The organism is Pseudomonas sp. NFPP02, from assembly GCF_900119355.1.
Lineage (GTDB): Bacteria > Pseudomonadota > Gammaproteobacteria > Pseudomonadales > Pseudomonadaceae > Aquipseudomonas > Aquipseudomonas paracarnis.
The window spans coordinates 598783-612529 of sequence record NZ_FPJI01000001.1 but is presented as its reverse complement, the minus strand read 5'-3'; the positions used below and the strand labels follow the sequence as shown (position 1 = coordinate 612529).

15 protein-coding genes are annotated in these 13747 nt (G+C 58.0%); all 15 read left to right on the top strand.

From position 1 onward, the window contains the following. Nucleotides 1-15: 15 nt before the first annotated feature. The 15 genes from BT204_RS02820 to BT204_RS02745 all read left to right on the top strand — a co-directional run bounded on the left by BT204_RS02820 (nucleotide 16) and on the right by BT204_RS02745 (nucleotide 13736). The gene (locus BT204_RS02820) at nucleotides 16-813 is read left to right on the top strand and encodes a ParA family protein (RefSeq protein ID WP_005792605.1); all 798 of its coding nucleotides are present in this window, start codon (nucleotides 16-18) and stop codon (nucleotides 811-813) included. Between the two features lie 9 nt (nucleotides 814-822). Further along, entirely contained in the window at nucleotides 823-1695 is an 873-nt protein-coding gene (locus tag BT204_RS02815) for a ParB/RepB/Spo0J family partition protein (protein WP_003195890.1), read from the top strand. A 148-nt stretch (nucleotides 1696-1843) separates the two neighbouring features. Continuing rightward, a complete protein-coding gene (locus BT204_RS02810) occupies nucleotides 1844-2251 on the top strand; it encodes a F0F1 ATP synthase subunit I (RefSeq protein ID WP_010565865.1) in 408 nt (135 codons plus the stop codon). A gap of 16 nt (nucleotides 2252-2267) precedes the next feature. Further along, complete coding sequence (gene atpB, locus BT204_RS02805; protein WP_003195886.1) at nucleotides 2268-3137, top strand: F0F1 ATP synthase subunit A; 870 nt, start codon at nucleotides 2268-2270, stop codon at nucleotides 3135-3137. A gap of 133 nt (nucleotides 3138-3270) precedes the next feature. Continuing rightward, nucleotides 3271-3528 carry a F0F1 ATP synthase subunit C gene (gene atpE / locus BT204_RS02800; RefSeq protein WP_002555987.1) on the top strand — a complete coding sequence of 86 codons (258 nt, stop codon included), beginning with the start codon at nucleotides 3271-3273 and terminating at the stop codon, nucleotides 3526-3528. A 56-nt stretch (nucleotides 3529-3584) separates the two neighbouring features. Continuing rightward, the gene (locus tag BT204_RS02795) at nucleotides 3585-4055 is read left to right on the top strand and encodes a F0F1 ATP synthase subunit B (protein ID WP_003195835.1); all 471 of its coding nucleotides are present in this window, start codon (nucleotides 3585-3587) and stop codon (nucleotides 4053-4055) included. 12 nt (nucleotides 4056-4067) lie between these two features. Continuing rightward, nucleotides 4068-4604: a F0F1 ATP synthase subunit delta gene (locus BT204_RS02790; RefSeq protein WP_003195833.1), complete on the top strand. Its 537-nt coding sequence runs from the start codon at nucleotides 4068-4070 to the stop codon at nucleotides 4602-4604. A 21-nt stretch (nucleotides 4605-4625) separates the two neighbouring features. Beyond that, nucleotides 4626-6170 (top strand): F0F1 ATP synthase subunit alpha, encoded by a 1545-nt coding sequence (gene atpA, locus BT204_RS02785; protein ID WP_003195831.1) that lies wholly within the window; start codon nucleotides 4626-4628, stop codon nucleotides 6168-6170. Between the two features lie 50 nt (nucleotides 6171-6220). Then, nucleotides 6221-7081, top strand: a complete 861-nt coding sequence (gene atpG / locus BT204_RS02780) for a F0F1 ATP synthase subunit gamma (protein ID WP_003233565.1) — start codon at nucleotides 6221-6223, stop codon at nucleotides 7079-7081. A gap of 27 nt (nucleotides 7082-7108) precedes the next feature. After that, nucleotides 7109-8485, top strand: coding sequence for a F0F1 ATP synthase subunit beta (gene atpD / locus BT204_RS02775; protein ID WP_003195827.1), 1377 nt, complete (start codon nucleotides 7109-7111; stop codon nucleotides 8483-8485). A gap of 44 nt (nucleotides 8486-8529) precedes the next feature. Further along, on the top strand, nucleotides 8530-8946 hold the full coding sequence (locus BT204_RS02770; RefSeq protein WP_003195825.1) for a F0F1 ATP synthase subunit epsilon: 417 nt from the start codon (nucleotides 8530-8532) through the stop codon (nucleotides 8944-8946). Nucleotides 8947-9069: 123 nt separating this feature from the next. Then, nucleotides 9070-10437, top strand: a complete 1368-nt coding sequence (gene glmU / locus BT204_RS02765) for a bifunctional UDP-N-acetylglucosamine diphosphorylase/glucosamine-1-phosphate N-acetyltransferase GlmU (protein WP_072445680.1) — start codon at nucleotides 9070-9072, stop codon at nucleotides 10435-10437. Between the two features lie 238 nt (nucleotides 10438-10675). Next, nucleotides 10676-11443 carry a DeoR/GlpR family DNA-binding transcription regulator gene (locus tag BT204_RS02755; protein ID WP_003195822.1) on the top strand — a complete coding sequence of 256 codons (768 nt, stop codon included), beginning with the start codon at nucleotides 10676-10678 and terminating at the stop codon, nucleotides 11441-11443. Nucleotides 11444-11453: 10 nt separating this feature from the next. Next, the gene (glmS, locus tag BT204_RS02750) at nucleotides 11454-13286 is read left to right on the top strand and encodes a glutamine--fructose-6-phosphate transaminase (isomerizing) (RefSeq protein WP_054917001.1); all 1833 of its coding nucleotides are present in this window, start codon (nucleotides 11454-11456) and stop codon (nucleotides 13284-13286) included. 84 nt (nucleotides 13287-13370) lie between these two features. After that, nucleotides 13371-13736: an avidin-fold protein gene (locus BT204_RS02745; RefSeq protein WP_072445679.1), complete on the top strand. Its 366-nt coding sequence runs from the start codon at nucleotides 13371-13373 to the stop codon at nucleotides 13734-13736. Nucleotides 13737-13747: the final 11 nt, after the last annotated feature.

The window sequence follows — 13747 nt, the reverse complement described above, 5'->3', positions numbered from 1 at the left end:
GGAACACAAGCAAGAATGGCTAAGGTATTCGCGATAGCGAACCAGAAAGGTGGCGTGGGTAAAACCACCACCTGTATCAACCTCGCAGCATCCCTGGTCGCGACCAAGCGTCGGGTGCTGTTGATCGATCTCGATCCACAGGGCAACGCCACCATGGGTAGCGGTGTGGATAAACACGGCCTGGAAAACTCGGTCTACGATTTGCTGATTGGCGAATGCGACCTGGCCCAGGCCATGCACTATTCCGAGCACGGCGGTTACCAACTGCTGCCGGCCAACCGCGATCTGACCGCGGCGGAAGTGGTGCTGCTGGAAATGCAGATGAAAGAAAGCCGTCTGCGCAGCGCCCTGGCGCCCATTCGCGAAAACTACGATTACATTTTGATCGACTGCCCACCGTCGCTGTCGATGCTCACGCTTAACGCGCTGGTTGCCGCCGATGGGGTAATTATCCCCATGCAGTGCGAGTACTTCGCTCTCGAAGGCTTGAGCGACCTTGTGGATAACATCAAGCGAATTGCCGAGTTGCTCAACCCGAACCTGAAAGTCGAAGGCCTGCTGCGTACGATGTATGACCCGCGCCTGAGCCTGATGAACGATGTATCGGCGCAGCTCAAGGAGCACTTTGGCGATCAGTTGTACGACACCGTGATTCCACGCAACATCCGCCTGGCCGAAGCGCCAAGCTATGGCATGCCCGCGCTGGCGTACGACAAATCCTCGCGTGGTGCCATTGCCTACCTGGCATTGGCTGGCGAGATGGTTCGTCGCCAACGCCGTAATTCACGCACCGCTGCAGCCCAGCCAACTTAAGGAATCCCCATGGCCGTCAAGAAACGAGGTCTCGGACGTGGACTGGATGCACTGTTGAGTGGTCCGACCGTCACATCGCTTGAAGAACAAGCGGTGCAGGCCGACGAGCGCGAGCTGCAGCACTTGCCGCTGGACCTGATCCAGCGGGGCAAATACCAGCCACGTCGGGACATGGACCCACAGGCCCTGGAAGAACTGTCCAACTCGATCAAGGCCCAGGGCGTGATGCAGCCCATCGTGGTGCGCCCCATTGGCGGTGGCCGCTTTGAGATCATCGCCGGGGAGCGCCGCTGGCGTGCCAGCCAGCAGGCCGGCAAGGAAACCATCCCGGCGATGGTGCGCGATGTACCGGATGAAACCGCGATCGCCATGGCGTTGATCGAGAATATCCAGCGTGAAGACCTCAACCCGATCGAAGAAGCGATTGCGTTGCAGCGTTTGCAGCAGGAATTCCAGCTCACCCAGCAACAAGTGGCCGAGGCAGTGGGCAAGTCCCGCGTCACCGTGTCCAACTTGTTGCGTTTGATCGCGCTGCCGGAAGTGATCAAGACCATGTTGTCCCACGGCGACCTGGAAATGGGCCATGCCCGTGCGTTGCTCGGTTTGCCGGAAAATCAACAGGTTGAAGGGGCGCGACACGTTGTCGCACGAGGCCTGACCGTGCGTCAGACTGAAGCGCTGGTGCGCCAGTGGCTCAGCGGCAAACCTGCACCGGTCGAAACCGCCAAACCTGATCCCGATATCGCACGACTCGAGCAGCGCCTGGCCGAGCGCCTGGGCTCTGCGGTGCAAATTCGTCACGGCAAGAAGGGCAAAGGGCAATTGGTCATCGGATATAACTCCCTTGACGAGCTTCAAGGCGTCCTTGCCCACATCCGCTGAAACATTTGCTTATGTAGCGCGTGATCGGAAATCACTACCCGACAGTTGAATAGGGGCTGAACCGCCCCTATACTCTGCGCGCATTTTGTCGGCACAAATTATGCCAAGTTATTGATTTCCGGCAGCCGACCATTGAGGAGCAAGAGTGATGGAAACCCGCACGCCAAACACGTTGCCGTTCCATCGCTTGGCTGTTTTTCCGGTTCTACTGGCTCAATTTGTCATTTTGCTGATCGCCGCATTGGCGCTTTGGTATTGGCATGGAGTCGTAGCCGGGTATTCAGGACTCTGCGGAGGCCTGATAGCCTTGCTGCCCAATATGTATTTTGCTCACAGGGCCTTTCGGTTTTCCGGCGCCCGAGCAGCCCAGGCTATCGTCCGGTCTTTTTATGCCGGCGAGGCGGGGAAACTGATTTTGACGGCAGTGCTGTTTGCACTGACCTTTGCAGGTGTGAAGCCATTGGCGCCGCTGGCTGTATTCGGCGTCTTCGTGTTGACCCAACTGGTCAGCTGGTTCGCTCCCCTGCTAATGAAAACAAGACTTTCGAAACCTTAGGGCGTTTGAGGCAACCATGGCAGAAACAACCGCTTCGGGCTATATCCAGCACCACTTGCAGAACCTGACCTTCGGTCAGCTTCCTAATGGCGGCTGGGGCTTTGCCCACACCGCAGCAGAAGCCAAAGAAATGGGTTTCTGGGCTTTCCACCTGGATACTCTGGGTTGGTCGGTCGCATTGGGCCTGATCTTCGTTCTGATTTTCCGCATGGCGGCAAAGAAGGCGACTTCCGGTCAGCCAGGTGCTTTGCAGAACTTCGTTGAAGTATTGGTCGAATTCGTCGATGGCAGCGTGAAAGACAGCTTCCATGGCCGTAGCCCGGTGATTGCACCGCTGGCACTGACCATCTTCGTCTGGGTGTTCCTGATGAACGCCGTCGACCTGATTCCGGTGGACTGGATTCCTCAGTTGGCCATGGCGATCTCCGGCGACCCGCACATTCCATTCCGCGCCGTATCCACCACTGACCCGAACGCCACACTGGGCATGGCTCTGTCGGTATTCGCGCTGATCATTTTCTACAGCATCAAGGTCAAGGGCATCGGCGGCTTCATCGGCGAACTGACCCTGCACCCGTTCGGCAGCAAGAACATCTTCGTTCAAGCCCTGCTGATCCCGGTGAACTTCCTGCTGGAATTCGTCACCCTGATCGCCAAGCCGATTTCCCTGGCTCTGCGACTGTTCGGCAACATGTATGCCGGCGAGCTGGTGTTCATTCTGATCGCTGTGATGTTCGGCAGCGGTCTGCTCTGGCTTAGCGGCCTGGGCGTAGTTCTGCAGTGGGCGTGGGCTGTGTTCCACATCCTGATCATTACCCTGCAGGCCTTCATCTTCATGATGCTGACCATCGTCTACCTGTCGATGGCGCACGAAGAGAACCATTAAGACCAGTCTCGACTAGTCTGATGTCCTTCCCGGTCAAACGGGAAGGTGGCCCAACAGGGCTATGAAACGATTTGTTTTACCGCTTTAAAATCTAAAAAACCTAAACCATACGACGTAAAAGTCGGGAGGAAAGATGGAAACTGTAGTTGGTCTAACCGCTATCGCTGTTGCACTGTTGATCGGCCTGGGCGCCCTGGGTACTGCCATTGGTTTCGGCCTGCTGGGCGGCAAATTCCTGGAAGGCGCAGCGCGTCAGCCAGAAATGGTCCCAATGCTGCAAGTTAAAATGTTCATCGTCGCCGGCCTGCTCGACGCCGTGACCATGATCGGCGTTGGTATCGCACTGTTCTTCACCTTCGCGAACCCCTTCGTTGGTCAACTCGCTGGCTAATCACTCGACTTTTCGAGTGATTGGGGTGATGGACAACGAATGAGCGAGGTGTTGGCGTGAACATTAATGCAACCCTGATTGGCCAATCCGTTGCGTTCTTCATTTTTGTAGTGTTTTGCATGAAGTTCGTGTGGCCTCCGGTCATCGCGGCTTTGCACGAACGTCAGAAGAAGATCGCGGATGGTTTGGACGCTGCCAGCCGTGCAGCTCGCGACCTGGAGTTGGCCCACGAGAAAGTGGGTCAGCAACTGCGCGAAGCTAAAGCACAGGCAGCCGAGATCATTGAGCAAGCCAAGAAACGCGGTAACCAGATCGTCGAAGAGGCTGTTGAAAAAGCCCGCGTCGAAGCTGACCGTGTGAAGGCTTCGGCTCATGCCGAGATCGAACAGGAACTGAACGGTGTCAAAGACGCGCTGCGTGCCCAACTGGGTGCTCTGGCCGTTGGCGGTGCTGAGAAGATCCTCGGTGCCACAATCGATCAAAACGCGCACGCGGAGCTGGTTAACAAACTGGCTGCTGAAATTTAAGCGAGGGCGATCATGGCAGAACTGACCACGTTGGCCCGACCTTACGCTAAGGCAGCCTTCGAGCACGCCCAGGCCCACCAGCAGCTGGCCTCTTGGTCAGCCATGCTCGGCCTGGCTGCAGCAGTGTCGCAAGACGACACCATGCAGCGCGTGCTCAAGGCCCCGCGCCTGACGAGCGCAGACAAGGCCGCCACTTTTATTGAAGTGTGCGGCGACAAGTTTGATGTGAAGGTGCAGAACTTCATCCACGTCATTGCCGAAAACGACCGTCTCCCGCTATTGCCGGAGATCGCCGCTCTGTTCGACCTGTACAAGGCCGAAGCAGAGAAATCGGTAGACGTTGAAGTGACCAGTGCTTTCGCATTGAACCAAGAACAGCAAGACAAACTCGCCAAGGTTCTCAGTGCACGACTCAATCGGGAAGTGCGCCTGCAAGCTTCGGAGGACGCATCGCTTATTGGTGGTGTTGTTATCCGTGCCGGCGACCTGGTTATCGATGGCTCGATTCGCGGCAAAATCGCGAAACTTGCCGAAGCATTGAAATCTTGAGTTTGAAGGGGCAGCAGAGCAATGCAGCAACTCAATCCTTCCGAAATAAGTGAAATTATCAAGGGCCGCATCGACAAGCTCGATGTGACCTCCCAAGCCCGTAACGAAGGCACTGTCGTCAGCGTATCTGACGGCATCGTGCGGATTCACGGTCTGGCCGACGTAATGTACGGCGAGATGATCGAGTTTCCGGGCGGCGTCTACGGTATGGCCCTCAACCTGGAGCAAGACTCCGTAGGTGCCGTTGTATTGGGCGCGTACACCAGTCTGGCTGAAGGCATGAGCGCCAAGTGCACAGGCCGCATCCTGGAAGTTCCGGTTGGTAAGGAACTGCTGGGTCGCGTAGTCGACGCACTGGGTAACCCTGTTGACGGTAAAGGTCCACTGGGCAACACCGAGACCGACGCGGTCGAGAAAGTTGCTCCAGGCGTGATCTGGCGTAAGTCGGTAGACCAGCCTGTACAGACTGGCTACAAGGCTGTCGATGCCATGATCCCAGTCGGCCGTGGCCAGCGTGAGCTGATCATCGGTGACCGTCAGATCGGTAAAACCGCTCTGGCGATCGACGCGATCATCAACCAGAAAGACAGCGGCATTTTCTGCGTCTACGTAGCCATCGGTCAGAAGCAATCGACCATCGCCAACGTGGTTCGCAAGCTGGAAGAAAACGGCGCCCTGGCCAACACGATCATCGTGGCTGCCAGTGCTTCGGAATCTCCTGCGCTGCAATTCCTGGCACCGTACTCCGGCTGCACCATGGGTGAATTCTTCCGCGACCGCGGTGAAGACGCGCTGATCGTTTATGACGATCTGTCCAAGCAAGCAGTGGCTTATCGCCAGATTTCCCTGCTGCTGCGCCGTCCACCAGGCCGTGAAGCTTACCCAGGCGACGTGTTCTATCTCCACTCCCGTCTGCTGGAGCGCGCATCCCGCGTTTCCGAAGAGTACGTAGAGAAGTTCACCAACGGCGCAGTGACCGGCAAAACCGGTTCCCTGACCGCACTGCCGATCATCGAAACCCAGGCTGGCGACGTTTCCGCGTTCGTTCCGACCAACGTGATTTCCATCACCGACGGTCAGATCTTCCTGGAATCGGCCATGTTCAACTCGGGCATCCGCCCTGCAGTGAACGCCGGTGTTTCGGTATCCCGTGTGGGTGGTGCCGCTCAGACCAAGATCATCAAGAAGCTCTCCGGTGGTATCCGTACCGCTCTGGCTCAGTATCGTGAACTGGCGGCATTCGCCCAGTTCGCTTCTGACCTGGACGAAGCGACCCGTAAGCAACTTGAGCATGGTCAGCGCGTTACCGAGCTGATGAAGCAGAAGCAATACGCCCCAATGTCGATCGCTGACATGGCGTTGTCGCTGTATGCCGCTGAGCGTGGGTTCCTGACCGACGTTGAAATCGCCAAGGTCGGCAGCTTTGAACAAGCGCTGATTGCTTACTTCAACCGCGATCACGCCGAATTGATGGCGAAGATCAACGTGAAGGGTGACTTCAATGACGATATCGACGCTGGCATGAAAGCCGGTATCGAGAAGTTCAAGGCCACCCAAACCTGGTAAGCCGCAGCGGGAGCCGCAAGGCTCCCGCTTGCTAACCTGATAGGTGTTACATGGCAGGCGCAAAAGAGATTCGCAGTAAGATTGCGAGCATCAAAAGCACGCAAAAAATTACCAGCGCCATGGAAAAAGTGGCGGTCAGCAAAATGCGCAAGGCACAAATGCGCATGGCTGCTAGCCGTCCTTATGCGGAGCGTATCCGCCAGGTAATTGGGCATCTGGCCAACGCCAACCCGGAATACCGCCACCCGTTCATGATCGACCGCGCCGTCAAGCGTGTGGGTTATGTGGTAGTGAGCAGTGACCGTGGTTTGTGCGGTGGTCTGAATACCAACCTGTTCAAGGCCCTGGTCAAGGACATGGCGGTAAACCGCGAAAACGGCGTCGAGATTGATCTGTGTGTTGTTGGTAGCAAGGGTGCGGCCTTTTTCCGCAACTTCGGCGGTAACGTCGTTGCAGCTATCAGCCACCTGGGTGAAGAGCCGTCGATCAATGATTTGATCGGCAGTGTGAAGGTGATGCTGGATGCGTACCTGGAAGGCCGTATTGACCGCCTCTCCGTGGTATCCAACAAGTTCATCAACACCATGACCCAGCAGCCAACCGTGGAGCAATTGATTCCACTGGTGGCGACTCCGGATCAGGAACTCAAGCACCACTGGGACTACCTCTACGAACCAGACGCCAAAGAGCTGCTTGACGGCTTGATGGTGCGCTACGTGGAGTCGCAGGTGTACCAGGCGGTGGTCGAGAACAACGCAGCTGAACAAGCGGCGCGGATGATCGCGATGAAAAACGCTACCGATAACGCCGGTGATCTGATCAGCGATTTGCAGCTGATCTACAACAAGGCGCGTCAGGCTGCGATCACCCAAGAGATCTCGGAAATCGTCGGCGGCGCTGCCGCGGTTTAACGGTTCAAATATTCAGAGGATCCAGCTATGAGTAGCGGACGTATCGTTCAAATCATCGGCGCCGTTATCGACGTGGAATTTCCACGCGACAGCGTACCGAGCATCTACAACGCGCTGAAAGTACAAGGCGCGGAAACTACCCTGGAAGTTCAGCAGCAGCTGGGCGACGGCGTAGTTCGTACCATTGCGATGGGTTCCACCGAAGGCTTGAAGCGCGGTCTGGACGTTGTCGACACTGGCGCTGCCATCTCCGTACCGGTCGGTAAAGCGACTCTGGGCCGGATCATGGACGTACTGGGCAACCCGATCGACGAAGCTGGCCCGATTGCCACCGAAGAGCGCTGGGGCATTCACCGCGCAGCACCTTCGTTCGCAGAACAAGCGGGCGGCAACGACCTGCTGGAAACCGGCATCAAGGTCATCGACCTGGTTTGCCCGTTCGCCAAAGGCGGTAAAGTCGGTCTGTTCGGTGGTGCCGGTGTTGGCAAGACCGTAAACATGATGGAACTGATCCGTAACATCGCCATCGAGCACAGCGGTTATTCCGTGTTCGCAGGTGTTGGTGAGCGTACTCGTGAGGGTAACGACTTCTACCACGAGATGAAGGACTCCAACGTTCTGGACAAAGTGGCACTGGTTTACGGTCAGATGAACGAGCCGCCGGGAAACCGTCTGCGCGTAGCCCTGACTGGCCTGACCATGGCCGAGAAGTTCCGTGACGAAGGTAACGACGTTCTGCTGTTCGTCGACAACATCTACCGTTACACCCTGGCCGGTACTGAAGTATCCGCACTGCTGGGCCGTATGCCTTCGGCAGTAGGTTACCAGCCGACCCTGGCTGAAGAGATGGGCGTTCTGCAAGAGCGTATCACTTCGACCAAGGAAGGTTCGATCACCTCGATCCAAGCGGTATACGTACCTGCGGATGACTTGACCGACCCGTCGCCAGCCACCACCTTCGCCCACTTGGACGCCACCGTCGTTCTGTCCCGTGACATCGCTTCCCTGGGTATCTACCCAGCGGTCGATCCACTCGACTCGACTTCGCGCCAGCTGGACCCGAACGTGATCGGCCAGGAGCACTACGACACCGCTCGCGGTGTTCAGTACGTGCTGCAGCGTTACAAAGAACTGAAGGACATCATTGCGATCCTGGGTATGGACGAGCTGTCGGAAGCCGACAAGCAGTTGGTAAACCGTGCTCGTAAGATCCAGCGTTTCTTGTCGCAGCCGTTCTTCGTGGCTGAAGTCTTCACCGGTGCCTCGGGTAAATACGTTTCCCTGAAAGACACCATTGCTGGCTTCAAAGGCATCCTCAACGGTGACTACGACCACCTGCCAGAACAAGCGTTCTACATGGTCGGCGGCATCGAAGAAGCGATCGAGAAAGCCAAGAAACTGTAATCCTGGCGCCCGGAAACGGGCGCTCATCAGGTTGAGGCAATCAGATGGCTATGACAGTCCATTGCGATATCGTCAGCGCGGAAGGGGAAATTTTCTCCGGTCTGGTCGAGTTTGTAACAGCGCACGGTGACCTGGGTGATCTTGGTATCGCCATGGGTCACGCCCCGCTGATCACAAGCTTGAAGCCAGGTCCGATCACTCTGACCAAGCAAGGCGGGGAACGTGAGGTGTTTTACATCTCCGGTGGTTTCCTCGAGGTTCAGCCGAACATGGTCAAGGTACTTGCCGACACCGTGCAACGTGCTGGCGACCTGGATGAAGCCTCCGCTCAGGAAGCCGTCAAGGCTGCCGAGAAGGCGCTGAACGAAAAAGGCGCAGACTTCGACTACAGCGCTGCTGCAGTCCGTCTGGCCGAGGCCGCAGCCCAGCTGCGTACTCTCCAGCAGATCCGCAAGAAGTAAGCGGCGTCGCCGTTTTGTTTCATGCGTGATTGATTAAAAAGGGTAGCCTCGGCTACCCTTTTTCTTTTTTTGCAAAACACTTCTTTGGTCTGAACCCGGACCGCCCAGGATTGGTAGCCATTCATGTCTCTTGAAATCGTCATTCTCGCCGCAGGCCAGGGCACCCGCATGCGTTCAGCCCTGCCCAAGGTACTGCATCCGGTTGCCGGCAACTCCATGCTGGGCCATGTTATCCACAGTGCCCGCCAGTTGGACCCACAACGTATTCATGTGGTGATTGGCCACGGTGCCGACGTGGTCCGTGAGCGTCTGGCTGCGGACGATCTGAATTTCGTATTGCAAGACAAGCAACTGGGCACCGGCCACGCGACCGCGCAGGCTGTGCCTTTCATCACTGCGGACACGGTATTGATCCTCTACGGCGATGTCCCGCTGATTGAAGTGGAAACCTTGCAACGCCTGCTCAAGCACGTGGTGCCTGGCCAGATGGGCCTGCTGACCGTTGAGCTGGATGACCCTACGGGCTACGGCCGCATTGTGCGCAACGCCGACGGCAAGGTGGCTGCCATCGTTGAACACAAAGATGCCAGCGAAGCCCAGCGCGCGATTACTGAAGGCAATACCGGCATTCTCGCCGTGCCTGCCAACAAGCTCGCCGACTGGATGAGCCGCCTGTCCAACAACAACGCTCAGGGCGAGTACTACCTCACCGACGTCATCGAGATGGCCGTCAGCGATGGCCTGCTGGTCGCCACCGAGCAGCCCCATCATCCGATGGAAGTGCAGGGCGCCAACGACCGCAAACAACTGGCAGAGCTGGAACGTCACTATCAACTGCGCGAAGGCCTGCGCCTGATGACCCAGGGCGTGACCCTGCGAGACCCGGCGCGTTTCGATGTACGTGGCGAAGTCACGGTGGGCCGCGACGTCCTGATCGATATCAATGTGATCCTCGAAGGCCGCGTGATCATTGAAGACGGTGTGGTCATCGGTCCGAACTGCGTGATCAAGGACAGCACCTTGCGCAAAGGCGTGGTGGTCAAGGCCAACAGCCATATCGACGGTGCCGTGATGGGTGAGGGCAGCGATGCCGGGCCGTTTGCGCGCTTGCGTCCGGGTAGCGAGTTGGGGGCCAAGGCGCATGTGGGTAACTTTGTCGAACTGAAAAACGCTCACCTCGGCGAAGGCGCCAAAGTCGGCCACCTGACTTATCTGGGCGATGCCGTCATCGGCGCACGCACCAACATCGGCGCTGGCACCATCACCTGCAACTATGACGGTGCCAACAAGTACCAGACCACCATTGGTGAAGACGTGTTCATCGGGTCCAATAACTCGCTGGTTGCTCCCGTGACCATCGGTGATGGTTCCAACACCGCAGCGGGCTCGACCATCAACCAGGATGTGGATAAGTCCCAACTGGCCGTTGCCCGCGCCCGCCAACGCAACATCGACGGCTGGAAACGCCCGGTCAAGATCAAAAAGAGCTGAGTTATCCACAACTCGATAGGTTGAGACTCACTCCTGTGGAAGCTGGCTTGCCTGCGATAGCGGTCTGACATTCATCATGATGTCGCCTGACACGCAGCTATCGCAGGCAAGCCAGCTCCCACAGTTGTTTAGTGGCATGTCCGAAAGCTCTACAAAAATGCCTTCCGCCTCTTGACGATCTTTCCCCAATAGGTTTTGATTGCCTTCGTTATCTTTCGAAACGAAACTTATCACTACCATGTCGAAACGAAACACCCCCCAGCGACGCCACAATATCCTCACCTTGCTCAACGAGCAGGGCGAAGTCAGCGTGGACGAGTTGGCCAAACATTTCGAAACTTCGGAAGTGACCATCCGCAAGGACCTTGCTGCCCTCGAAAGTAACGGCTTGCTCCTGCGTCGCTACGGCGGTGCAATCACTATGCCCCAAGAGCTGGTGGGCGACGCTGCCCAGCCCATCTCGGCCTACAAGCGCGCCATCGCCCGTGCGGCCGTGAAGCGTTTGCGTGAACATGCGCGCATCATCATCGACAGCGGCAGCACTACCGCCGCGATGATCCCCGAACTGGGCCATCAGCCGGGCCTGGTGGTGATGACCAACTCCCTGAACGTGGCCCGCGCCTTGAGCGAATTGGAACACGAGCCGGTGCTGTTGATGACCGGGGGTACCTGGGACCCACATTCGGATTCGTTCCAGGGCCAGGTCGCTGAGCAGGTGCTGCGTTCCTATGACTTTGACCAGCTGTTCATCGGTGCCGATGGCATCGACCTGCAGCGCGGTACCACTACCTTCAACGAACTGCTGGGCTTGAGCCGTGTGATGGCCGAGGTCGCCCGTGAAGTGGTGGTGATGGTCGAATCCGACAAGATCGGCCGCAAGATTCCCAACCTGGAACTGCCCTGGAGCAGCGTCCATACCCTTATTACCGATGATCGCCTGCCGCTCGAGGCCCGCGACCAGATCCAAGCCCGCGGCATTACGCTGATATGCGCGGCAATCATCTAGGAGAAACACCATGTGTGGAATTGTTGGCGCAGTCGCCGAACGTAACGTTACTGCCATCCTGATCGAAGGCCTCAAGCGCCTCGAATACCGCGGCTACGATAGCGCCGGTGTGGCCGTCTTCACCAACGCCGGCAAGCTGGAGCGCATGCGCCGCCCGGGTAAGGTCAGCGAACTGGACCAAGCCCTGGCCGGTGAGCCGCTGGCAGGCCGCCTGGGCATTGCCCACACCCGTTGGGCCACCCACGGTGCACCGTGCGAGCGTAACGCTCACCCGCACTTCTCCGGCGACCTGGCCGTGGTGCACAACGGCATTATCGAAAACCATGAAGTGCTGCGTGAACAACTCAAGGGCCTGGGCTACGTCTTCACCTCGGACACCGACACCGAAGTGATCGCCCACCTGCTCAACCACAAGCTCAAGGATCACAGCGACCTGACCACCGCCCTCAAGGCCACGGTCAAGGAACTGCATGGCGCCTACGGCCTGGCCGTGATCAGCGCCAGCCAGCCTGACCGCCTGGTTGCCGCACGCAGTGGCAGCCCATTGGTGATCGGCCTGGGCCTGGGCGAGAACTTCCTTGCCTCTGACCAACTGGCCCTGCGCCAAGTGACCGACCGCTTCATGTATCTGGAAGAAGGCGACATTGCCGACATCCGCCGTGAAAGCGTGCAGATCTGGGATGTGAATGGTCAGTCCGTCGAGCGCGAAGCCGTGCAATACCGCGACGGTGCCGAAGCCGCCGACAAAGGCGAGTTCCGCCACTTCATGCTCAAGGAAATCCACGAGCAACCATCCGTGGTACAGCGCACCCTGGAAGGTCGCCTGAGCCAGAACCAAGTATTGGTGAACGCTTTCGGCCCGCAAGCCGCCGAACTGTTCGCCAAAGTGCGCAACGTGCAGATCGTCGCCTGTGGCACCAGCTACCACGCCGGTATGGTGGCGCGTTACTGGTTGGAAGAACTGGCCGGCATCCCGTGCCAGGTCGAAGTCGCCAGCGAGTTCCGCTACCGCAAGGTCGTGGTGCAGCCCGACACCCTGTTCGTGACCATTTCCCAGTCTGGTGAAACCGCCGATACCCTGGCTGCCTTGCGCAACGCCAAGGAGCTGGGCTTCCTCGGCAGTCTGGCGATTTGCAACGTCAGCATCAGCTCCCTGGTGCGTGAATCCGACCTGACCCTGCTGACCCAGGCCGGTCGCGAAATCGGCGTGGCCTCCACCAAAGCCTTCACCACCCAACTGGTGGGCCTGTTGCTGCTGACCCTGTCCTTGGGCCAAGTGCGCGGCACCCTCGCCGAAGGTGTCGAAGCCACCCTGGTGGAAGAACTGCGTCGCCTGCCGACCCGCCTGGGTGAAGCCTTGGCCATGGACAGCACCGTGGAAAAAGTCGCCGAGCTGTTCGCTGACAAGAACCACACCCTGTTCCTCGGCCGTGGCGCGCAGTACCCGGTGGCGATGGAAGGCTCGCTGAAACTCAAGGAGATCTCGTACATCCACGCCGAAGCCTACCCGGCCGGCGAACTGAAGCACGGCCCATTGGCCCTGGTGGACGACGACATGCCAGTGGTTACCGTGGCGCCGAACAACGAACTGCTGGAGAAGCTCAAATCCAACCTGCAGGAAGTACGCGCCCGTGGCGGCCAACTGATCGTTTTCGCAGATGAAAAAGCCGGCATGACCAACGGTGAAGGCACCCACGTCATCAACATGCCGCATATCCACGACACGCTGTCGCCGATCCTCTACACCATCCCGCTGCAGTTGCTGTCGTACTACGTCGCCGTGCTCAAAGGCACCGACGTTGACCAGCCGCGTAATCTGGCGAAGTCGGTGACGGTGGAATAAGCCTTACTGACGTACCCAATAGGGGCTGTTTTAAACAGCCCCTTTTTTTCGTTCTGGATTCGCTCAATTCAAGGATGCGTATTGATGCAAAGCCCTTCTGCTACCGTCCACGCACGTCTGCACAATCGTCGGTTTGTGGTCGCGAATAACGCGCAAGGCCTGTCCGGTACCGGCACCGTGTTTCATTACAAAGTCGAAGACGGGGTGATTTCGAGCATTTATCAGGGGGGCCGAATTCGCCTGGGAACGCAGGTCGGGCGGGTGACCGGCCCAGATACTATCGAGCTGCTTTATCAGTGCTTCACCCTGGACGGGGAGCTGCTCGCAGGGTGGTCACGAGGCACGGTAGGTGTTGATCACGCAGGGCGCACTACCCTGAGTTTCGTTTGGGGCTGGCTATCGGGTGCGACCGGAGGCGGAGAGTCTAGTTATATCGAGATCATTGGCTAGAGGCATTGAAA